The sequence below is a fragment of the Nostoc sp. C057 genome, assembly GCF_013393925.1.
In the GTDB taxonomy this organism is placed as follows: Bacteria; Cyanobacteriota; Cyanobacteriia; order Cyanobacteriales; family Nostocaceae; genus Nostoc; species Nostoc muscorum_A.
In genome coordinates, this window is sequence record NZ_CP040281.1 from 1,704,054 (window position 1) to 1,726,685 (window position 22,632).

The 22,632-nt window shown below is 42.1% G+C and carries 19 protein-coding genes; 10 read left to right on the forward strand and 9 right to left on the reverse strand.

The features are described from left to right. Window positions 1–91: 91 nt before the first annotated feature. From FD724_RS07835 to FD724_RS07850, 4 genes are all read right to left on the reverse strand, one after another. Window positions 92–1,987, reverse strand: a complete 1,896-nt coding sequence (locus FD724_RS07835) for an N-acetylmuramoyl-L-alanine amidase (protein ID WP_179072210.1) — start codon at window positions 1,985–1,987, stop codon at window positions 92–94. Between the two features lie 316 nt (window positions 1,988–2,303). After that, complete coding sequence (locus tag FD724_RS07840; RefSeq protein WP_179072211.1) at window positions 2,304–4,199, reverse strand: N-acetylmuramoyl-L-alanine amidase; 1,896 nt, start codon at window positions 4,197–4,199, stop codon at window positions 2,304–2,306. 830 nt (window positions 4,200–5,029) lie between these two features. Further along, on the reverse strand, window positions 5,030–6,508 hold the full coding sequence (locus tag FD724_RS07845) for a cation:proton antiporter (protein ID WP_179072212.1): 1,479 nt from the start codon (window positions 6,506–6,508) through the stop codon (window positions 5,030–5,032). Between the two features lie 199 nt (window positions 6,509–6,707). Further along, on the reverse strand, window positions 6,708–6,908 hold the full coding sequence (locus FD724_RS07850; protein ID WP_179072213.1) for a hypothetical protein: 201 nt from the start codon (window positions 6,906–6,908) through the stop codon (window positions 6,708–6,710). Window positions 6,909–6,937: 29 nt separating this feature from the next. On the opposite strand from FD724_RS07850, the gene FD724_RS07855 reads away from it, so the two are divergent. Then, window positions 6,938–7,678 carry an SIMPL domain-containing protein gene (locus tag FD724_RS07855; protein ID WP_114085770.1) on the forward strand — a complete coding sequence of 247 codons (741 nt, stop codon included), beginning with the start codon at window positions 6,938–6,940 and terminating at the stop codon, window positions 7,676–7,678. Window positions 7,679–7,769: 91 nt separating this feature from the next. Here the strand turns inward: FD724_RS07855 and FD724_RS07860 are convergent, their stop codons facing one another. After that, window positions 7,770–8,129, reverse strand: coding sequence for a single-stranded DNA-binding protein (locus tag FD724_RS07860; RefSeq protein WP_012408517.1), 360 nt, complete (start codon window positions 8,127–8,129; stop codon window positions 7,770–7,772). Window positions 8,130–8,492: 363 nt separating this feature from the next. Between FD724_RS07860 and FD724_RS07865 the strand changes: the two genes are divergently transcribed. The 3 genes from FD724_RS07865 (at window position 8,493) to mreD (ending at window position 11,053) form a co-directional block, all read left to right on the forward strand. Further along, window positions 8,493–9,500 (forward strand): rod shape-determining protein, encoded by a 1,008-nt coding sequence (locus FD724_RS07865; protein WP_094330992.1) that lies wholly within the window; start codon window positions 8,493–8,495, stop codon window positions 9,498–9,500. Between the two features lie 99 nt (window positions 9,501–9,599). Further along, window positions 9,600–10,409: a rod shape-determining protein MreC gene (gene mreC, locus FD724_RS07870; protein WP_179072214.1), complete on the forward strand. Its 810-nt coding sequence runs from the start codon at window positions 9,600–9,602 to the stop codon at window positions 10,407–10,409. 26 nt (window positions 10,410–10,435) lie between these two features. Beyond that, window positions 10,436–11,053 (forward strand): rod shape-determining protein MreD, encoded by a 618-nt coding sequence (mreD, locus tag FD724_RS07875; RefSeq protein ID WP_179072215.1) that lies wholly within the window; start codon window positions 10,436–10,438, stop codon window positions 11,051–11,053. 695 nt (window positions 11,054–11,748) lie between these two features. On the opposite strand, the gene FD724_RS07880 is transcribed toward mreD, so the two are convergent. Then, window positions 11,749–11,946, reverse strand: a complete 198-nt coding sequence (locus tag FD724_RS07880; protein ID WP_114085767.1) for a hypothetical protein — start codon at window positions 11,944–11,946, stop codon at window positions 11,749–11,751. Between the two features lie 945 nt (window positions 11,947–12,891). Here FD724_RS07880 and sds point away from each other — a divergent pair. After that, window positions 12,892–13,863, forward strand: a complete 972-nt coding sequence (gene sds, locus FD724_RS07885) for a solanesyl diphosphate synthase (protein ID WP_114085766.1) — start codon at window positions 12,892–12,894, stop codon at window positions 13,861–13,863. A gap of 291 nt (window positions 13,864–14,154) precedes the next feature. On the opposite strand, the gene FD724_RS07890 is transcribed toward sds, so the two are convergent. Next, complete coding sequence (locus tag FD724_RS07890; protein ID WP_179072216.1) at window positions 14,155–14,628, reverse strand: hypothetical protein; 474 nt, start codon at window positions 14,626–14,628, stop codon at window positions 14,155–14,157. A 204-nt stretch (window positions 14,629–14,832) separates the two neighbouring features. On the opposite strand from FD724_RS07890, the gene hetZ reads away from it, so the two are divergent. From hetZ to FD724_RS07905, 3 genes are all read left to right on the forward strand, one after another. Next, window positions 14,833–16,038, forward strand: coding sequence for a heterocyst differentiation protein HetZ (gene hetZ / locus FD724_RS07895; RefSeq protein WP_179072217.1), 1,206 nt, complete (start codon window positions 14,833–14,835; stop codon window positions 16,036–16,038). Next, window positions 16,031–17,008, forward strand: coding sequence for a PatU (locus FD724_RS07900; protein WP_114085763.1), 978 nt, complete (start codon window positions 16,031–16,033; stop codon window positions 17,006–17,008). The genes hetZ and FD724_RS07900 overlap by 8 nt, the downstream gene beginning before the upstream one ends. Window positions 17,009–17,704: 696 nt before the next feature. Continuing rightward, window positions 17,705–20,005, forward strand: a complete 2,301-nt coding sequence (locus FD724_RS07905) for a DUF3488 and DUF4129 domain-containing transglutaminase family protein (protein WP_179072218.1) — start codon at window positions 17,705–17,707, stop codon at window positions 20,003–20,005. Window positions 20,006–20,161: 156 nt separating this feature from the next. Here the strand turns inward: FD724_RS07905 and FD724_RS07910 are convergent, their stop codons facing one another. Then, window positions 20,162–20,638, reverse strand: coding sequence for a hypothetical protein (locus FD724_RS07910; RefSeq protein ID WP_179072219.1), 477 nt, complete (start codon window positions 20,636–20,638; stop codon window positions 20,162–20,164). An 85-nt stretch (window positions 20,639–20,723) separates the two neighbouring features. Then, a complete protein-coding gene (locus FD724_RS07915; protein ID WP_179072220.1) occupies window positions 20,724–21,998 on the reverse strand; it encodes a proton extrusion protein PcxA in 1,275 nt (424 codons plus the stop codon). Window positions 21,999–22,235: 237 nt separating this feature from the next. On the opposite strand from FD724_RS07915, the gene FD724_RS07920 reads away from it, so the two are divergent. Next, window positions 22,236–22,346, forward strand: coding sequence for a tetratricopeptide repeat protein (locus FD724_RS07920; protein WP_245246105.1), 111 nt, complete (start codon window positions 22,236–22,238; stop codon window positions 22,344–22,346). A gap of 96 nt (window positions 22,347–22,442) precedes the next feature. Further along, window positions 22,443–22,565, forward strand: a complete 123-nt coding sequence (locus FD724_RS40690; RefSeq protein WP_256874482.1) for a hypothetical protein — start codon at window positions 22,443–22,445, stop codon at window positions 22,563–22,565. Window positions 22,566–22,632 lie beyond the last annotated feature (67 nt).

Consider the following 22,632-nt stretch of genomic DNA (forward strand, 5'->3'; position numbering starts at 1 on the left):
CAGAATTTAGCAGACAATCGGCTAATTGACCACTAAATTCTGCACGCCAAAGGATTCTAAATACCACCTTTTAATAGTAATTTGTACTATGTTAACGCTGCTGTAAGTATTTTAGGATGCCACGAGCGATCGCTTCTGCCATCTGATTTTGATACTCTCGTGATGCCAATCTGGGATTGTCTTCTCGACCAGTCATATAACCTGTTTCTACTAAAATCGAAGGCATAGAGCTTTTTCTGAGAACGTAGAATCTGGCTTTGCGGGTTCCCCGGTTTTTGATTGTATCGATGTTTTGCAGAATGGTATTGCGAACTACTTCTGCTAGATCATAACCGCTATCGTAATAATATACTTCTAACCCATTCACGTCAGGGCGATTATCAACAGAATTAGCGTGAATACTGACAAACGCAGTTGCATTAACTCGCTCGGCAATTTCTACCCGTCCCTGAAGTTCTACGAAAAAGTCAGCATCTCGCGTTAGTACTGCTTGTACACCATGTTGCTCTAAAATTGCAGCTACCCTTTTACCAATAGGCAGAATTACATCCTTTTCTAAAAGTCCACCTAGACCAGGAGCGCCTGAGTCTTTTCCACCATGTCCTGGGTCAATTACAACTAGTAATTTCCCTCTCGGAACTGAGGGGCGCGGCTTTGGTTGAGATATAGGACGGGGATTATCTATCGGGTTGGGGAATTGACCTTGGTTTGGCGATAAAGGAGGTAAATCAATGGGCTGCTGTGTAACGCTACCAGAGCGTTGTAATTCTAGAGCCAAAAGCTGGTCGCCAACTTGGTTAAGTTCGCCAATTCGCACTCCGGCTGCTGGCTGAACCAAGACGTTAACTGTATTAGATTCTTGGGGTTGCAGGCGGACTCGTAGGATAGGGCTATTAGAATTAAAAGTCGGCCCTGTAACTTTGGGAGCTAACCGAGCATTGTTGATGATAATGCGGTACAAACCAGAGCTTCTATCCCAGCCTCCTGTTGCAGATAAAGCTTGGTCTGCTCTAATTAGCAGTTGTGTGCCATTATTAGCCAGTTGCACAGACTCAATAGTCGCTGTACTAGATGGTATGGGGCGTGGACTATTACTATTACCTCCAGGGAACTGAGCAATGCCACGACTGGGCAGAAGCACAAAACCACTACTGTTACTATTAGTTGCTCGCCAATTTTGACTATTTTCATCCACCTGTAAAGTCATGCGAACAGCAGATGGACTTGTTTGTAGTTGGCTGAACTGAATACGGCTGACACCATAACGATTAATCGACAAATCGCGTTGCTCTAGACTTGGTGATAAAGTAGCGCTGGCAATGTCGATGTTAATTTCTCTTTGATCGTTGCTACGATTTACCTGAATCTGAGGATTACCACCATTGGTACGGATGAAAAACCCATCGCCTGTAACTTGTAAGTTCTCAATTTGAGTTACCCTGGCGGCAAGCATTCCGTTTTTAGGTGGATTGATGGGGCTTGTTCTCACCACGTTGTAAATATCTCTTGGTGAGAACACAGATGGAGATGTTCTCGGTGAAGGTTGTGTTGCTATAGCTTGTTGTTGCCCACCAGTATTTCTTGAGGGAACATTTTCGGCTACTGGCGTGGGTAATTGCACCATCCAGCGATCGCCAGTTCTACCAACAAATTGTACACCCTTGGGGTCTAAAGTATAACCAGGAGTCAGTTCAACGACTATGCGCGTTGTTTGTTCGTCAAACTGCCCAACACGGATAGCACGAATTGCACCGCCCACCTGTTGGGTTAGCTGCGGACGGCCAAATGTCGTTCCTGGTAAATCAATTACCAAACGAGTGGGGTTAAAAATTAATTGTGCTTGGGGTTGAACATTCCCTACAGTATTTATTTCCAGCTTGTTTTGATTAACATCAAAACGCCAAGATTCAAGTTTCGCAGCCATTGCGGGCGACGATAGCATGAAGATAGTTCCAATAGTACTGGATAGTAACCAGCGTAATTTCACAGTCTTTTCTCCTGATTCACATTCATGGGAGCCGTCAAAATTTCAATATATTGGCAAATCCTCACACCATCACCGCACACACTTGAGTATTACGCTGTTATTAAGACACAGCTAATGGCGTAAAATATAGCACGCTCCTCTGATTTTGCCATGCTATCCATTAGCCTAGATAAATTTGACTTGTAAAGCATCAGATGACAATAACAAAGATGCTACTCTTGTCCCGCCGCAATAATACTTAAATTGGTTTTACTACTAAATTGGATAAACATGGTAAAGATTAGATGTATTTACTCAATAATTTCGACTAAATTACTTATCTTCTCTTTAAATACTGAAGAACGCCACGAGCGATCGCTTCTGCCATTTGATTTTGGTAAGCTGAGGTTCTCAGCCTAGCCATATCCTCTCGACCAGTCATATAACCCGTTTCCACAAGAATGGAGGGCATAGAACTTTTTCTGAGAACATAAAATCTGGCTCGCCGTACTCCCCTGTCTTTGAGAGTACCAATACTTTGGAGAATGCTACTACGGACAACGCGAGCAAGATCCAGACCACTGTCGTAATAATAGACTTCCAAGCCATTAACATCGGGACGACTCGCGCCTGCTGAATTTGCGTGGATACTCACAAACACATCAGCATTAGCTCGCTCTGCTAATTGCACTCTTCCCGGAAGGGTAACAAAATAGTCAGAATCCCTGGTCATAACTACTTGTACACCATTTTGCTGCAAAATCTGTGCCAGTCTTTTACCAATAGGCAAGATCACATCCTTTTCACGTGCCCCTCCAATACCAAGCGCTCCTGAGTCTTTACCGCCATGTCCTGGGTCAATAATGACTACCACTCGTCCATTGGTAACTCGGCGCTGTGGTTGGAATTGGGGCTGGGGATTGGGATTGTTTGGGTCTGGGAATGGTCCCCGGTTTGGTGGTGGTAGCCCAGGTAAAGCAAAGGACGGTCTTCCGGGGAGGGAAACAATTCGACGAGAACCTTGTATTGGTATAGCCAAAAGCTGGTCGCCGATTTGCTGGGGTTGATCGAGTTGTACTCCAGGTGCTGGTTGAACTAAAACAACGACTGTGTTGGCTGCTTGGGGTTGCAGACGTACCCGAAGAATGGGGCTATTGGGAGCAAAGGTAGGGCCTGTAACTCTAGGAGCTAACTTGGCATTGTTAATTGTGACGCGGAACACACCGGATGATCTATCCCAGGTTCCCGTAGCAGATAAAGTTTGGTCGGCTCTAATCAGCAATTGTCTGCCATTATCAGCCAGTTGCACAGACTCAATGGTTGCTGGGGAGTCGTTAGCAGCAGATAATCTGCTAGGAAAAGAGGGTGATTGTGATTGATTGTCCGAATTACTACTTCCAGGCAATCTGACAACGCGACTAGGCAGAACCACCAAACCACCACTGTTACTATTACTGGCTTGCCAATCTGGACTATTTTTATCTACCCGCAAAGTCAAGCGAACGATAGGAGCTTGGTTTTGTAGTTGGGTGAATTCGACGCGGCTAATACCATGTTTGTTAACAGGCTGATTATTCTGTTGCGCCAGACGTGGTGATAAAGATGCGTCAGAGATATCTATGAAGATACTAGCGCGATCGCGGCTGCGAATTGTCTTAATCCCCGGATTGCCACCACTGGTACGGAGGAACAACCCATCGCCTGTTACTGTCAAGCCTTCAATTTGAGTCGCCCCTCGTGTAGTAGTGGCAACTCTTGAAATACTAGGTTGCCGTTCAGAGTCTGGGGTAACGACAGTGTAAGCACTTCTGGGAGGTGAGGCGGGAAATGAGGCGACTCGATCAACTTCTGGTCTAGGTAATTGCACCGTCCAGCGATCGCCAGTTCTACCAACAAATTGGACGCGTTTGGGGTCTAAAGTATAACCAGGTGCCAGTTCTACAACTATGCGTGTTGTTTCTGTATCAAACTGCCCAACCCTGATTGAGCGAATTCCCCCACCCACCTGTTGGGTTAGCTGCGGACGGCCGAATGTTGTTCCTGGCAAATCAATTACCAGCCGAGTCGGGTTGAAAATTAGTTGTGCTTGGGGTTGAACTGCTCCCACAGTATTAATTTCCAGCCTGTTTTGATTGGCATCAAAGCGCCAAGATTCAAGTTTCGCAGCCATTGCCGGCGACGATAGCATGAAGATAGTTCCAATAGTGCTGGGTAGTAACCAGTGTAATTTCACAGTTCTTTCTCCTAATTCACGTTCATGGGAGTCGTCAATATCTCAACTCATTGGTAAGTCATCACACCGTCACCACCTAAACTTGATCTTTGATGCCTTGTTTGATTTTTAAGCTGGTATAAAGACACGCTTAAATCAGTTATCAGATTTCATATTTGCTTGAAATCCCAATATAAAATCTTCCACCTTTGGAGGTGGAGGAATCTGACTCCCAAGGAAGCTAGAAAACTAATAACTGATAACCGTTCACTGATAACTGTTTTTTGTTTTTTGCCATCAATGCACTAAGTAGATAATTCCCATTACTGTCAGACGATCTAGCAAAATTTATGGGTGTTACTCCCCAATTACCTGGAAAATATTCAGATAATGGCTCACAAGCCTAGGGATACTGGAAATAAATAACATTCCGAATGCGGGTAGAAATTATAAACAGACGATTATTCTACAATCAGATGGGACGGAAATTTGGAGAGAGAAGTTTCCACTTTATAATTACAGAATCTTCAAAATACGGTGATTTTACTGAATTTAAAGTGCTGAGTTCCGAGGGAAAATCACTCAGAACTCAGTAAGAATTTACCGAAAAAGAATTCAGAATTCAGGAGCCAGAATCCATTCTGGATTTTGTGCGACTGGATGTCCAAGGGAGGTTTAAAGCCCCCGATTTGAAGACGCTCGAACAAGAGCGTGCCTACGGCAAGACTCACTTTCTGCGTCGCTATCGGGAGAAGAAAAATTCTTTCCGTGGATGTTACCCCTGACTTGACTGCTGGGGTATTCTGAATTCTGAATTCTGTCTTCTGACTCCTTCTCATCCAAGATTTTGATTAGCGATCGCCAGAATCTGGAGTGACTTCCAAATTGCCACTGTCATTTGATGCTGGCACCTTCGACTTAGGTGTTTCAATTACCAACGAGGCTCCAGAAGAACCATCTAAAACCAGTTGGTCTGAGCCTGCATCCACAGTTTTTGGATCTGGGAACACAAATCGTAACAAAGGAGGAGCTAAAAAGGTTGTCAAGATAACCATCATAATGATTGCCGCCCCTAGTGGTTTCGAGAGAGCGCCACTGGCTGCGCCGACACCAGCAAACACTAATCCAACTTCCCCTCTAGGAATCATCCCCACACCGATCGCTAAACGGTTGATTCCCGGTTGACCAAACACGCTTAAGCCTGTGATTACTTTACCGAGAATGGCTACTATAATCAGGAAAGTTGCCATAATTAAACCTTCTCGATTATCGGGAATTGCTGGGTTTAACACTCCTAAATCAGTTTTTGCCCCAACAGTTACAAAGAATATTGGCACCAACATATCAGCAATAGGGCAGACTTGCATTTGCAATTCTTTGCGCTTCTCTGTCTCTTCTAGGACTAAACCCGCCGCAAAAGCTCCCAAAATCGCTTCTAAGTGGATGACGGCGGCAAGGTATGCCATAGCAAAGGCGAAGATGAATGCTGGTATTACCAGTCCACCGCGTGTTTTGAGTTGATCAGCGATCGCTACAAATGATTTATTGAAAACATTCCCTAGTAGAATTGCTCCCAAAATAAAACCAGTGGCGCTGATAATCAAGTAAATAACTTTGCTGACATCCACCACGCCATCTTTAGCGAGGCTGGCAACTACCGCTAAAACGATGATTCCTAGAACATCGTCAATTACAGCAGCACCCAAAATAATCTGCCCTTCTTTAGAATTGAGTCGCCCCAACTCTGACAGTACTTTGGAAGTAATCCCAATACTAGTGGCAGTCAAAGCCGCCCCAGCAAAAATTGCGGGTACAGCAGCAATTCCAAATAAAGTCATCAGTCCTACAGTCCCAGCCGCAAAGGGTACTACTACTCCCACTATTGCGACGACGGTGGCTTGGATACCAACTGCCATTAAGTCTTTTAAGTTTGACTCCAAACCGATTTCAAACAGCAGGATGATCACACCCAATTCTGCTAAAACGGAAATAACCTCAGACTGGGCTGCAAACACGGCTGGAGTGGCTTCAGGACTTAAACCAGCAGTGATTTGAAGGAAGGACATGATCAAAGAGTTAGAACTGTCTGTGCTGCCTTCTGGAAACACTAAAAGGTGGAAAACAGAGATGCCAACTACCACACCACCTACTAGTTCGCCTAAAACGGGCGGCAAACCCACTTTGTTTGATAACTCTCCACCAACTTTGCTGGCGAGGTAAACGACTACTAAGCTTAGTAGCACTGCGGCTACTACCATTGAACTGTCTGCGGCTTCTGTTGCAGTAGCCAGCAGAGGAAAAGAGAAGTTAATTGGATCTAACAAATGCATGGGTTCTGTGGAAATCCTTCTCTTTGATTTTGACGTGTTTCTGGAAAACATCTATCTGTGGAGACGCTATTGGCAGGTTCAAAAGCTTAATTTGTGCCATTTCTCCACTTCATCAAGCGCTATCAGAAAACTTCGGAAACCTTTGCTACAGACAGTTTAGAAAGTTGTAGTAAGTCAAAGTCGGTGAATTAATTTACCATCATGACAAAATCTTTAAAAATGTTGGTGTAATTTTTTTAGTATCAAAAAATGTAACCATTTTAGGTTTTGACGATCGCAGTGTCAAAGTAAGAACATACAAATCGTATCTAGCGATCGCACTTAAGTTGTGAAAAACTTGTGGTGACTGTTGACTTTTAACAGCCGCCAGAAGATTGCTAAATACGCTTATTAAAAACATCTGTGGATACTTTGAGGAGTGCAAATCTTATGACTAGAGCCGCTTTACCCGGTTCTCAGTTTCCATCTGGAAACTTGTGGAAAATACTGCCTTTAGCCCTGCTAGTATGTGCAACTTTTGTACTACCTGCATTGGCGCAAGAGAAGGAGAAAATGTGGCGAACCCTTAGTGTCAGTGGTCGCGGAGTTGAAACGATTCCGACAACTTTGGCGCAAGTTAGCTTAGGAGTGGAGATTCAGGGGAAAACAGCAGAGGAAGTACAGCAAGAAGCCGCCCGGAAGTCATCGGCTGTAGTTGCGTTTCTCAAAAGCCAAAATGTAGAAAAATTACAAACTACTGGTATCCGGTTGAATCCAGTCTATAGCTACACCAATAATGTACAAAGGATTACAGGCTATGCTGCCAGTAACACGGTGAGTTTTAGGATTCCCACAGAGAAAGCTGGTACGTTATTAGATGATGCAGTGAAAGCGGGTGCAACACAAATTAATGGTATTAGTTTTGTTGCGAATGATGAAGCGATCGCAGCTGCTCAAAAACAAGCATTAAAAGAAGCCACCCAAGATGCCCAGCAGCAAGCTGATGCTGTTTTCAGCGCCTTGGGTTTCAAATCCAAAGAAATAGTCAGCATTCAAGTTAATAATGCCACTGCGCCTCCACCACCCATGTTTTTACGGGCTGAAGCTGCCAAGGTAGCTGATTCTTCCACTCCTGTCGTTGGTGGTGAACAGGAAGTAGAAGCATCGGTGACTTTACAAATTAGTTATTAGTCATTTGTCATTAGTCCTTTGTCATTTGTGAGGGCAAAGGACTAATAATCAATTCCCAATTCCCAATTCCCAATTCCCAATTTTCAATTAATTAAAAATGTTCTGAAGACATATCTCCACCGCCCTCTCCATCGCGCTTAGAGCCTAATAATTCTAGTTGGTCTACTCTAATAATTGGTGTAGAACGGTTTGCTCCTGTTTGGCGATCGCTCCATGTGTCAAACTTTAAGGAACCTTTGATGCCAATTAAGCTGCCTTTACGCACATAATTACCTGCTACTTCAGCCGTTTTATCCCATAATTCCAGAGTGAACCAGTCAGGTTCGTCGCTGTTGCGCGATCGCCTTTTTACCGCTAGTGTCAATCTACACTTAACACTACCAGACTCAAAATATTTTATATCTGGGTCGCCGCCTACACGGCCAACAAGGGTGACAATATTGATACTCATAGGTTTTACCTTCCAGTACAGGTGTACTTGTTAATTCCGACTTTCATCATAGCGAATTGTGAAACACTTGAAAATAATGTGTTAAACAGTTAACAATATAGTGGAATTGAAAAATTATACATAACTACTTGGAGAAACACATAAAAGTATACGGATATACTAAGCAAACCAGAGAATATCAAAAAACAAGGGCCTGAGACATAGTAAATATTCCTGGGAATCATATAAAAATATAGTTTAGTTTGCTGAACTCAGGATACAAAGATAATCGAATCCACTCTTACCGTTGTAGTCAAGAAGTATCGCACATAGGGGGCTTAGAGAAGCGTGGGTATTTTTAGGAACTTTCGCACATCATGGGATATGGGTATCGACCTCGGTACTGCTAACACCCTGGTTTATGTATCTGGGAAAGGTATTGTACTGCAAGAACCTTCTGTAGTTGCTATCGATGTCAACGAAAAGGTAGCACTAGCAGTAGGAGAAGAAGCCAAAAAAATGCTCGGCCGCACACCTGGAAATGTGATTGCCCTCCGCCCCTTGCGTGATGGTGTAATTGCTGATTTTGATATAGCCGAGCTAATGCTGAAAAGCTTTATTCAGCGTGTAAATGAAGGCAAATCTTTAATTTTACCCCGAATTGTCATTGGTATTCCCAGTGGGGTCACGGGTGTAGAAAGACGGGCTGTGATGGATGCGGCTCACCAAGCAGGAGCAAGAAAAGTTTATTTAATCGATGAACCTGTAGCTGCCGCCATTGGTGCAGGACTGCCTGTTGCCGAACCCACTGGCAACATGATTATCGATATTGGTGGTGGTACAACCGAAGTCGCAGTGCTAAGTCTTCAGGGCACAGTAATCAGCGAATCAGTACGCATTGCTGGGGATGAACTAACTGATTCAATCATTCAGTATATTAAGAAAGTTCATAACTTAGTCATTGGTGAACGGACTGCTGAAGACATCAAGATTCGGCTTGGTTCTGCGTATCCTACCCATGATGATAATGATGCCATGATGGAAATCCGAGGTTTACACCTACTTTCTGGTCTACCGCGAACTGTAACCATCAAAGGTCCAGAAATCCGTGAAAGTATGTTGGAACCACTATCAGTAATTATAGAAGCTGTGAAGCGGACACTGGAACGTACACCTCCAGAACTAGCAGCAGACATTATTGACAGAGGAATTATGTTAGCTGGGGGTGGTGCTTTGCTCAAAGGCATAGATACCTTAATTAGTCATGAAACGGGGATTGTGACTCACATCGCCGCCGACCCTCTCTGTTGTGTTGTGCTGGGAACCGGTCGGGTGTTAGAAAACTTCAAACAGTTAGAACGGGTTGTTACCGAAAGCTCTCGCAATATGTAGCAAAAAAATATCATACTTGAGTTCTATTTGAGTTCTATTTGGGTTCTATATAAATAGAATCCAAATAGAACTTAATTGTATAAGTAGATAAAGGTATATATGGTTACAATACGGCGCTGGTGGGATCGTAAAGGCTTACAAATAGGGTTGTTAGCTCTAGTAGTTGGTAGTGCTTGGGTATTGCGACAAACTCAAGGTGAATTGGTGCTTGAGACATACCAGGCACTTACCCGTCCATTAGAGATGTTGCAGTCAGGGCCAACTCCAGAAGAACGTATCAGAGATGCCCGGATATTAGAATTGCAAACCCGTATAGTAGATTTGGAAAGTCAAAAGACAAAGCTACAAGATTTATTAGGCTATGTGGAAAAAGAGCCACTGGCATCACGGCCAATTCCAGCCAGGGTAGTAGGACGTAGTGCTGACCAGTGGTGGCAACAAGTTACTCTGAATCGCGGTGCGAATGCAGGCATTCAGGAAGGCTTTGTAGTCAAGGCCGATGGCGGATTAGTCGGTTTGGTGGAGAGTGTAACCCCCAATACTAGCCGCGTCTTGTTAATCAGTGACCTCAAGAGTCAAGTTGGTGTATCAGTTAGTCGCACAGCAGCTAAAGGCGTTTTGCGAGGAGATTCTTCTGCCGAAGCTGTGCTGGAGTTTTATGAAAAAGTCCCAAATGTCAAAATAGGAGATTTAGTTTCCACATCTACCTATAGTCAGAAATTTCCATCCGGCTTGGCAGTAGGACGAATTAAGTCGCTGGATTTAAAGAAACTTCCCGCATCAGTAGCGAAAATTGAGCTTTTTCCGCCAATCCGCTCTCTTGATTGGGTAGCAGTTTATCCAAAACCAGAAAACCAAGAGCCGGAAAATGAAAAGTCGGCAAATCAACTGCCGCAAAATTCTAAGTAAATTCTCTCTTGAAAATCCATAGAAAAATGAAGATTCCTGCATTTGGTATTAGCAGGCAGAAAAAGCCAAAATCGTCAGAGCGAAAATCGAAATTCCGAATCCAGCCACTTTCTCGTTGGCATCCCGGTGTACGGCAGTTGTTTAGTTGGATAGTGACTGCTAGTTCTGTACTGTTATGTTTACTATTATTACCAACCCGCCTGCCAGGTATGGAATTATTGGGAATTGGCCCTAACTGGCTATTAATTTGGGTGGTAACTTGGAGTGTGAAGCGTACAGTATTTGCCGGAGCCTTGGCAGGTATAGTTCTGGGGCTACTTCAAGATTCCATGACAGCACCTAATCCTAGTCATGCCATCAGTTTAGGAATTGTAGGAATTTTAACTGGTCTGCTCCAGAAACAGCGTTTTATTGAAGAAGACTTTATTTCGATTGCTGTAATTGTCTTTGTGATGGCAGTTTTGGCAGAAACTATCTTTGGGTTGCAATTAACTTTGATAGGAAATGAGCGCAAAGTAACAGATATTTGGACATATTACCAGCGTGTCGCCCTCGCCTCTGCCATTCTTAGTAGTCTGTGGGCACCCGTGGTCTATTATCCCCTCAATCGTTGGTGGCAACGATTGAAATTGTTGGAGCAATAGTCAGTCAAGGGAGTTAGAATAGAATTTACGCAAAACCACACGCGGTAGAGGCAATTCATGATATTACCCCTACCGCGTGTGGTTTTGGCTATTATTTGCGTAAGTCTTGCAAATCTTTAATTATTTAAGCCGATTTACTTAGGTTATGATTGCCAGAAAAGAAAATTCTCCTCTGTAACCTGAATCTTGATGAAATTTGGGCAACTTCTGGCAATATGGATTCAAGCTACATTAAATCAAACAACACCGTATCATTGTAGTTAGTAGCATTTATGTTTGATACTTTCTTTTTTGCCTTACAAGAATATCAGGTAAGTCATGTCCTGATTTTCTGACGGCAGAATATGGAAGCTTTCACTGAATAACCTAGTTGGAGAACGCTAATGTCGAAGGAAAGAAAAAGTAATAAAGAAGTTAAAAAACCTAAAAAAGATCCCAAGGACAAAAAGGATAAAAACGACCCAAACAAATAGAACGATTTAGACCAAGGGCATTTCTAAGGTTTTTTATATTTTTTGGCAGAAAAACCACAGGTTTCGAGCTAGACGAGGTTTATACCTATTCTTTGTGAAACTTTACAGAATCAAACTAGTGAGGCAAGGGGCAAAATCCCCTTGTTCGCAAGCAACCTTAGATGTAATCAGTATTAGGAGTTAAAAATTTTGAATTAATAACTCTTAACTCCTCACTACCCACTACTGACTATTAACAGCTTCAGTCACTTTTGCCCTTACTGATATCTCCTGCTTGTGTTTTCCTTCGGCAGATGAAGAAAAACTTTTAGGAACAGTCTTTGTACCCGTTCGCTTTGCCAGTGCTAATAACAGGTAGACTGTGAACAAATATCCAGACGCTAAAATAAAAATCATCATAGGTATACTTCCGTAAATCATTGTTCTACTAGCACCCTTTCAAACGAATATAAAATTCCATAAAATTAGTAGAACCTCAGCCAACCAAGTACATTCTTGATTGCTGTAGCTTCCTATGGTAAAATTACCTATAGAGATAAAATTCTCTACGGACAAAGAATTTATTGTCTAATGAGACTTTTTGCAGACCATAGATCCACACCAGTTAGATTGCTAAACGGCAATCTAAAACTACGATTCTCAGCGGTCTACTCGATCTGCGTTATTTTTCTCACACTGCTGTGAAAAGAGCAATGCTTGCGCTCAACGTGCGCTGAAGACGTGTAGCGGCTTCCCATAGGGATATAGCATAGCTCCAAGCCAGGAGTTTTGCATATCGTAGGAAAAATCAAAGGGATTATTCCCTTAATCTAGGCTACGACTAATTATTTTAGACTCACATCACCGAGCCAGTAAAATCACTTAGTAAGTGAATCACTTTGGGGTGTGAACATCTTAAAAATTTAAAATTCCTATATTTTAGCGTAACACAACGACCCTGAATTTGAAGCCCATTCCACTGCTAAATTTCAAATTTTTTGAATAGCTACACTTCAGTTCTGAAGAAATTTAGTTTTATCCATTGGCAACTCAATTTAAATTATATCCATTTTGTCAATAAGTAATATTGCTTGAATTTTGCTTTGATCTGTGGCGGTAAATGTGTACTTGCAAACTACTTAATACAATTAAAGCTGGTATTTGCCTCCGTGTACTGAGAAGTCATGTTTTAAGTTAGTTTAAGATATTATTATCTCAAAAATTAAGCACAATTACTTATTGACAAAAGTAGAGCAACCTTAATTATCACCGATAGACTCATGAAAATGGGATTGTCTTATGAAAACTTTGCGCTGGCACAGGGTTATCTTAAAATGAGTGTAGGATATGTAAACTTTCGTAACCTAAGTCAGAGTCCGCCCATCCATGACCCCAGCCACCTCCCTGTTTACCCCTGTGGAAGCAGACCTGCGACTACTAGCAGATAACCTAAAACAGCTAGTTGGAAATCGCCACCCCATTTTGTTTGCAGCAGCCGAACATTTATTCGGAGCTGGGGGAAAGCGTATCAGACCAGCAATTGTCCTGCTAATATCGCGGGCAACAATGTTAGAGCAAGATATTACACCGCGTCATCGCCGCCTAGCTGAGATTACAGAAATGATTCACACAGCAAGCTTGGTACATGACGATGTGGTAGATGAATCAGACGTGCGGCGAGGCGTTCCTACCGTTCATAGTTTGTTCGGTAATCGCATTGCCATATTAGCAGGAGATTTTCTTTTTGCCCAATCGTCCTGGTATTTAGCAAACTTGGACAATTTGGAGGTTGTGAAACTCCTCTCAGAAGTCATTATGGATCTGGCTACTGGCGAAATCCAGCAGGGACTAAATCGTTTTGATGCTGGTATCTCTATTGAAACTTACCTCCAGAAGAGTTATTACAAAACAGCTTCGTTAATCGCCAACAGTTCTAAAGCTGCTGGGTTACTTAGTGAAGTCTCGCGGGAAACTGTTGAGCATCTGTATAACTACGGTCGTCATTTTGGTATAGCATTTCAAATCGTTGACGACATTCTAGATTTCACCAGTACGACAGATACCTTGGGTAAACCAGTGGGGTCTGATCTCAAAAGTGGTAATCTGACTGCGCCCGTTTTATTTGCTTTAGCGGAAAAATCATCCTTGGAAGTGCTAATTGACCGAGAGTTTGCTCAAGATGGAGATTTAGAGCAAGCACTAGCACTAATTCAAGATAGTCAAGGCATAAACCAGGCACGGGAGTTAGCTGCTCACCATGCTAAGTTAGCAATTGAACATCTTGCAGTTCTCCCACCCTCAGAATCTCACCAGGCATTAATTAACATAGCTGAGTACACACTGAGTCGCCTCTATTAACTCAGTTATTAGTTATTAGGTACAAAATGGGGTTTTAGATGCCAAGTTAAACCTACCAGATGTTCTAAGGTGGGGAAATTTGGCTCAGTTGTCAGCTAAATTTTGAAAAATGTTCACTGATAACTGTTTGTTCACCAATTTTAGATTAGGCCGATCGCCTGGTTCTTTAAAGAACTAAAAGGGTAGTAATTGGCATTAATTTCTTTTCATCAAAAACTTTTTCAAACAAATTTGAGATTTAAAATTTGGGATGTGGGATTGTATCTAAAAAATCCCACATCCCAAATTTTTCTATGCAATATCAGGGGGTATCTGTTTAGGCGATCCCTGCTCCCGCAACCTTTGTTGCATGAGTTTCTCTAGATCAGTTCGCCGAATTTCGACGGTATGAGTGGTCTTACCCGGCGTTTCCAAAAAAAGGATACTATCTACGGGTTCCAATGCCACCAATTGGAACAAAATATGGGTGACAGGAACAATTTTAGCTAGCATTTGAGGGTCAAGCCCAGCAGGGGAAATTAGAGAGACATCCTGTATGGTAGGGAAAGCGTAAATAACGCGCTTTTCCAATCCTGGATTAGCACGATTGCTCAAGGTAGTTAAAACCCAGCTTGCCTCCGAATTTTGGAGAATATAGTACTGGGAGTGACGTAATTTTTGAGCGATCGCTCTAAGGGCAGGAGCAATTGCTGCAATCAGATTTGGTGTTATACCATCGCGGGGTGCATTGTCAATCAGCAATTGAATTTGTGCTTCTAAATCCATAATGACTTGTATACGGCTCCTGGGTAATGGCAATAACATCTATCAAAGTGTGAACAATCCCATCCAAGTTGGGAATAATAAAATCAGCCATATCCTGAATGTAGGATTGGTCTGCGTTTAGCTTATACGTAAAACCAAAAAAGCCAATACCCACAGTCGTACAGGTTGTATTTAAATACTTAAGGTCTTTTGAAAACTGAGACTATGAATTCAGCCGCAACCGCAACAATTCCATCTGCAAATATTCTGGGAGAAAATTCTAAAGGCGTGGAGGTGATCTTTCAACTCCTATCCAAGGAGTTTCAACAATCGACCAAAGCTTCGGAACAGAATTGCCATGATGTAGCAAGACGTATTACCACCGAAGTATATCGGATTTGCCACGAGAGCAAACGTATTCAAGCTTCTGGAACTGTAGAAAGCTCGGCGATGACCCTGGCTCGGCATCGGCTACAACAGTGTCTCAGGTACTATCAGTTGGGTTCAAATCGGGGCAGGGTAGAATTACACAGTACTCTGAGTGCAATTATTTATCGATACATTAATCCGCCTCAGAAGCAATTGAGTTATCAAGGGCGACTGACTATAATCGAAGATTTTTTACAAAGTTTTTATCTGGAAGCATTAAACGCTTTCCGGCGAGAAAATCAACTTGGTGCTACTTATCGCCCTCAGACGCTTCTAGAATTGTCTGAGTACATGGCATTTACCGAGCGCTACGGCAAACGACGCATTCCCTTACCAGGCCGTCAGCAGCAGCTAATTATCCTGCGGGCACAAACTTTTTCTCAACAGCAGCCGCCAGAAACCAGCGTAGATATAGAACAAGCCGCAGAAGGTAGCAATAACGAAGGCGATGGTTCTTGGGAAGAACCCGCAGTGCATCAATTGCGCTCCACAATGGCAACGCAAGCCGAACCCGAACCTGAAGAAGATACCTTGCGTTCGGTTGTGGTTACAGAATTAATGAATTATCTAGAACAACGACAACAATCTGACTGTGCTGATTACTTTTCCCTCCGCCTCCAGGATCTCTCAGCACAAGAAATAGAGTCGATTTTAGGTTTAACCCCTCGTCAGAGAGATTACTTACAGCAGCGCTTCAAGTATCATTTAATTCGGTTTGCGTTATTACACCGTTGGGAATTAGTTCACGAGTGGCTGGAAGCTTCTTTGCACACCAATTTGGGCTTAACTCCCCAGCAATGGCAAGTATATACAGCACAGATGGACAATAAGCAACGGTCTTTATTAGAGTTGAAGCAACAAGGACAAGCCGATGAAAAAATCGCCAAAACTTTAGGGCTGTCAATGGCACAACTTCAAAAGCGATGGTTTAAGATTCTTGAGCAAGCTTGGGAAATTCGTAACTCATTAGTGTCCGGATCAGGTGCATCTACTCATGAATAGTGACTCAGAATCCTCACAATACCAGTATCTCGGTTGGTTATTGACAGATGATGTCAAAAATAACGAGCGATCGGTAGAATCTGAGGAAAATGACGGGGTAAAAAAACTCATCAATGAAGCCACTGCTTCAAAAAGCAGTGAGCCAAAATTGGGAGTAACGCCCCAGACCCTTCAATTGGGAGAAATTCCTACTGTGCAAGATCGTTTTCAAGCCGTCATTAAACATCGGTTACAAATCCAAGCCCAAGACCACCCACCTTTGTTTCCCTGGGAAACACAATTAATCGACTATCCCGATTTTGTTGATGAGCCGTCAATGACGCTCGTTCCTACCTGGGGATGGATGGTACAACAGTCGAAGCTGAAACTGCCTTGCCCCTTGCCGGAGAGAGTTTTCCAGCAATTGCTGGAACAGTGTCAGGCATTGGTGACATCTTCAGTTCCTCTAGGGGCAAAATTAGTTCAAGTGGTGGAGAACTTTTTTCCCAACGAGTCTCAAGCACTAAATGATATAGCTGGATTGGTGCTAAGAAGTACCTATCGCTCTGTCAGTACTCTGGAGACAATGCCCAATATTCAGAGCGATTACTCAGATTTACAGCCGCGTCAACAGATGGCTTTGTCGTTGCTGGCAGCTAAACAACTGCTGGAAAATTTGACTCTACCGCTTTCAGCAACCAGTCCAGTGGTAGAAAGACAATGGCTAACCACTGTCGGTAATTTGAACATCAAAGTAGAGTATCAGTCTGAAGGTAAACTTACGAAGTTACTTGTTCAGGCTGAGTTACCTGTTAAAGGAACTTTGATACTTCGTGGAAGTGGCACTTTAGCAATGGCAACATCTTCGACTTCGGGATACTTAAGTGTAGAGTTAGGTTGTGAGCAACTTAACCCAACTTATACTCTGGAAGTTGAGTTTCCCGAAATAGACCAACAGCCGCTTTTGTTTGTCATTAATCCCACTATGTAATCTTAATTACCACGGCTAGTACGTAATGCCGCATATCTTAAGGTAACTATTCCCTAGCTGTTGCCTTGGGGCTTTTTCAGTCTCTAGATACTACTAGCAACAGGGTGCTTACTTATACTTAGGCGTGGTTACAGTTAACTAGTGATGTAGACTCACCCTCCATCCCATAAATTGAATGTTCGTGGATACTCGTCAGTCCACTCGGTTACTAGCAAAGCCTGGGGAACGAGTTAATTTGTTGTGCTGATTTCGCCTCTATTTTACCAAGCAACCAATTTTTCACAACGAATTTATTCGATTGTGCTGTTTTTTTATACAAAACTATGTTCACTCTTGGCACAATGAAACCCTACGACAAGAGAAGGGAAGCAAAGGTTGAAAACTCTGTTTTCAACCTTTTTATTTTGTAAAAATAGGCGCTAAACCTTGATATAGGAATCCGCTTTGATTTTTGTATCCCTCACGGGAGCGTAGCCATATTTACTTGCGTGGGAAGGCAAGAGGCAATAGGAAAGAAGGCTTTTTGAGTTGTATGGAGTTTTTTCAAAAATCAAATATCAGTCCGATAGATGAATGAAGACAGCATAATAAAGCTTCTTCTAACGGGAATACTTTAAAGTAGGGCGAATAGTTTCGTCCTCAACATTATTTCCGTGGCATCTATAACTTAGACTCGAAATGCTCAACTTATCCAGGATGAATCGGTTTTGGCGTGTCCCTGTGGGTAATTGGCGGCAAAATTTGCAGCGATCGCCTTTGACAGAAGTGGAAGATTCAATTTCCTTGCGGGTGCTGGTGCTAGCATTGGTTATTTTGGGAATTGGGGCGACAGATATCGCCGCCGAGACTTCATTCAGTTTTTGGGCGTTACCCCTGAGTGTATTGGGTGCGATTTGGAGTTACTATCGTCGCCGCGATCGCAATGTTGCAGTTCAGTTTTGCATCGCTATCGGAATGTTAATAGCGCTGGGTGCTTTCTTTGGGCGGTTAGTGGGAGAGTTGAATGATACGCGGTTGGGTTTGGCGGAGTTATTAATTCAACTTCAGGTGTTGCATAGCTTTGATACACCCCGGCGGAAAAATTTGGGCTATTCGATTGTTATAGGACTGATTTTGTTGGGTGTGGCGGCAACGCTAAGTCAGACTTTAGCATTTGCACCTGTATTGCTGTTATTTTTAGCGATCGCTCTGCCAACTTTAGTGCTAGATTATCGCTCACGCTTGGGTTTGCAGCCATTAAAAACTCAAAAGGAAAAATTCAACCCAAAGAATTCCTCAACTCTTAATTTTAAATTTTTAACTCTGACTTTTTTACTAATTGTCAGTCTGGGACTGGCAATTTTTGCTGTTTTACCCCGATTTCCTGGCTATCAGTTACGGAATTTTCCTGTAAGTTCTTCTATCCAGTTAAAAGGTAATTTTACTGGTCGTACTATCATCAATCCCGGTTATGTCCGTCAAGGTAGTGGTAATAATCAAGGCAGTGGTACGGGACAAGGCCAAAGTGGTCAACCAGGTAAGGTAGATAATAACTTTTATTACGGTTTTAATAGCCAAATTAACCAAAATCTGCGCGGTGAGATGAAACCTAAAGTTGTGATGCGGGTGCGATCGCAAGCTGAGGGTTTTTGGCGAGTACTAGGATTTGACCGCTATACGGGTAAAGGATGGGAAGTTTCGCGTAATGAAGATGTTACGACCATCAAGCGATCGCCTTGGTCTTACCAAATTTTCCTGAACCCACCTCTGACTACTGCTAAAACCCAAGAAATAGTACAAACTTATACAGTAGTGGCGGACTTGCCTAACCTAATTCCGGCGATGGCTTATCCCAAAGAGATTTACTTTCCGACACCAATGGTCGCGGTTGATAAAGAAGATGGATTGCGATCGCCTGTGGAATTATCAGAAGGACTCACCTACACAGTAATTTCTGAAGTACCATACCGCGATCGCACTAAATTAGGTGAAGCTTCTACTAAATATCCACGAGATATTAAACAGCATTATCTGCAAATTCCTCCCGAAATTGCCGAAAAAGTCCGGCAACGTACCGAAGAAATCCTTGCTAACTACAGTCGGGAAGGAGTCACAAAGTCTTCTAAAAGCCTAGATTCAGCCTATGAAAAGGCTCTCTACTTAGCTCAATATTTAAAGCAACGTTACTCTCTTCCCCAAAATCCCTTAGATTTGCCTTATTTGGGAGAAAAAGATGACTTAGTAGAAGCTTTTTTATTCAAATATAAAGGTGGTTATCCAGACCACTTCTCCACAGTTCTCACGGTGATGCTACGTTCCATTGGTATCCCAGCGCGGTTAGTGGCAGGGTTTAGTTCAGGAGAATTTAATCCATTTACAGGACTATATGTTGTCCGTAATACTGACGCTTATGCGATGACAGAAGTATATTTTCCGAAATATGGCTGGTTTGCCTTTGACCCGATTCCCAATCATCCCCTCATACCTCCATCAGTAGAAGATACTCAGACTTTTAGTGTCTTGCGCCAGTTATGGCACTGGGTTGCTGGATGGCTACCTTCTCCAGTGACAGGTTTATTGAATAATGTATTTGAGACAATATTTAGGTGGGTGATTAGAGCGATCGCTTGGTTTTTAGCTTTATTTTCTCAAGGTTGGTTTGGTATATTAACTGGCTTAATCTTGGCAACTACAGCGGCTTTCTTTGGTTGGCTGGGTTGGGGTCAGTGGCGAGAGTGGCGCAACCGCCGATGGTTAAAGAGATTGCCAGCAATGGAAAGCCTTTATCAACAAATGCTGCAATGGACAACCCAAAAAGGTTTAGGTAAACATCCAGCACAAACACCTTTAGAGTATGCCAGAGGATCATACCAGCATCATCCCCCAGCAACTGCTGAGGTAATAGATGAGATTAGCCAAGCCTATGTTGACTGGCGTTATGGTGGTCATACGCCTAACTTGAAGCGACTGCGGCAAAGATGGCAAGGTATCAAAAAGGTTGGTAAGGCTGATAATTAACTCCAGTTGCGGGTTATCAACTGACGTGTGTTTGCTAACCCTCAATTCATACGATGTTTTGTGTAAGTCTTATAGAAGAAACTCTAAATGCAATAAATCCTAAAATACCAAATATAGCTGTAGCTACACCAGTCTTTCAACCTACCTCCTTAAGAATTATTTCCGTCGTTTCGGCATAGGACGCATTGCTTCCCGACCCAACATAAACATCCCTGCAACACCCAAACTAACAAACCAAACATATTGATACCAGTATTGCCGAATCTGCTCACCAGTGCTGAGTTCTGGATGCAAGGTGTTCAAGTACAGTAGTAGCACTAATATCATCAGTGCCCCAAAACCAACAAAGCTTAAGCCAACACGAATTCGTACAGGTCGCAGTTCAAAATCACTAATAGTGTCTAGGTCAATTTCTGCCAATTCCTTAAAGGAGTCATCTGCCAAAGATGAGGTTGCTTGGAATTTATTGCTCAGTTTTGGTGGCAAAATCGGCGACAGTGTTGCTACAGTTGGGCGGCGTAGTAAAGCCTCGGTATCTCGCAGCAATTGCAATGGCTTACGGTTAGTAGTTTGTTGAGCAAACTCTATATTGTCTGTGGAAGTTGGGGCATTGGCTTTACTTTCAAAATCCATAGTACGCTTCAAAAAAACCAGGATATACATAGCCTAGCGAATCATCAGAAAAATGCATCAAAATAATATAATTATGAATTATAAATTACTCGTCCATCTCTTTTAATGTTGCTAATGCCGATGGAGATAAGCGACTCAGATAGCGGAATATCCAGTACTTAAAGATAGTGTTTAAAATTACAGGAAATGTCGCAATAAATAAAAATATTGCATTTCTACTGGCTGGCAAACCTAAATGTTCTGCAAATCCTTCCAGAAGAACCTCCCACCCATCTGGGGAATGGAATCCTACGAATATATCTGTAAAGAGAATAATTATAAAAGCCTTAGCACTATCGCTCAATCCATAAACTATAGTATCTATGAAAGACTTCACAATCACAATTTCTCTTTTACTATAAACGATAATTATACTAAAAGAAATTAATGATACCAAATCAGCAAATACATTACTAACAGCACTATTAGTTTTTAGATTAAATTCCTCAGCTATCTCAATTGCTTTCTCCTTTATTTTTTCTTTAATTACCTCCGAAGAAAGGGCTGGTGCATTTTTTAATAAAGATTCAAACCTCAAATTTTGTTGAAAATTAGATAATTCATGTAGAGCTTCTTTTTCCATGTCAGAATTGATGAAGATTTGAGATGTATTCTCTCCTCTAGTCTTTTCTAATATAGGAATAACTAAGAATTGTTTAGATAAAATCTGAGTCAAAAGTGGAACAATAATTAAAGTGAGCAAAAATCTTAGACCAATTTTTGTTCTATTTCTAGAAATTCGGTAATTTCTGACAAATTCTTCTTCTCCCTGTGGTGAAAAATCTCCTTTAATTTTATTAATAGTTCTGCCAAGAGACCCAGGTAAAGCTCTAGCTTTTTGATTTGGAGGCAGACGTTTAATATTAGATAATTCTGGTTGTTTATTGATTTCACTCTGATGAACTTTTAGTGGTTCATAATTTGACAATAACTCACTGTTACTAATCAGCTCATCTTTGATAGCATATTTTTCTACAACTTCATCAATCACCTTCAGCTTTTCTAATAAAACAGAATTAGAGATATTGACAATTCCCCGACTAAGTTGGAATTCTGCCAGCCTGAACTTGATAATAGTTAGGTTTTTATCAAGATAGACTTGCCAATAAGACATCGCGGTTTCAGTATATTTTACTGATTCTGAAGATATTTTTTTACCTTCAAAATGTTCTATTTCGATGTTTTTAATTCTCTGAGCGGCTTGTTGAGCTTCTAAGAGTGCCCTTTCTGGTGTATCGAAAAACCAATTTTTAAGCGATCGCAAATAATTTTGCAAATTTTGGCGAAGCAATTCTGCTGTTTTGGTAAATGAATTTTTCATTATACGTATAAATATTTATACTATGTATATTATAGTTATATAAATATAAAAAGTAGGTAATACCTAGTTTAAAATATTATTAACTATTAAGGCAGAGTATTAATAGACTCAGTATTCAACTTTATGGTAAACAAGCCTTAGAGGATGTTTTAAAAGTCCTTTCGTCGGTAGTAAAACGTTATCGATACCCTCAACCTTGCGCCACCTTCCGCCAGTCGAGGAATTGCCTGCTTTGAGTTGGGAGACAAGAAGGGAGCAATTACTGATTTTAATCAAGCTTTGCGGATTAATCCTAACTTGGCTCCCGCTTACACTGGTCGGGGAGTTGCCCAGGGCAAACGCATCTAAAGTATAAGAATCCTTTAATAGCAAGGGTTTTGGCGTTTTTTAATTTAGCCTATTTTTTCATCAAGATCCTTGCCCAGCAAGGGTTTCAGAAATCCCGTGCGTTCGCCCTGGGGGGTTGACCGTTATGCATTTGGAGATAAACAGGGTGCGATCGCGAATTTACAGAAAGCTGCTGATCTCAATTCGGAACAAGGGATTATCAACAACTACTGGAGTTAATTAAAAAGCTTCAATAGTAAGGGTATGGGAAAAATATTTTCTAACGGTTCTCCGTTCAATTCAATAC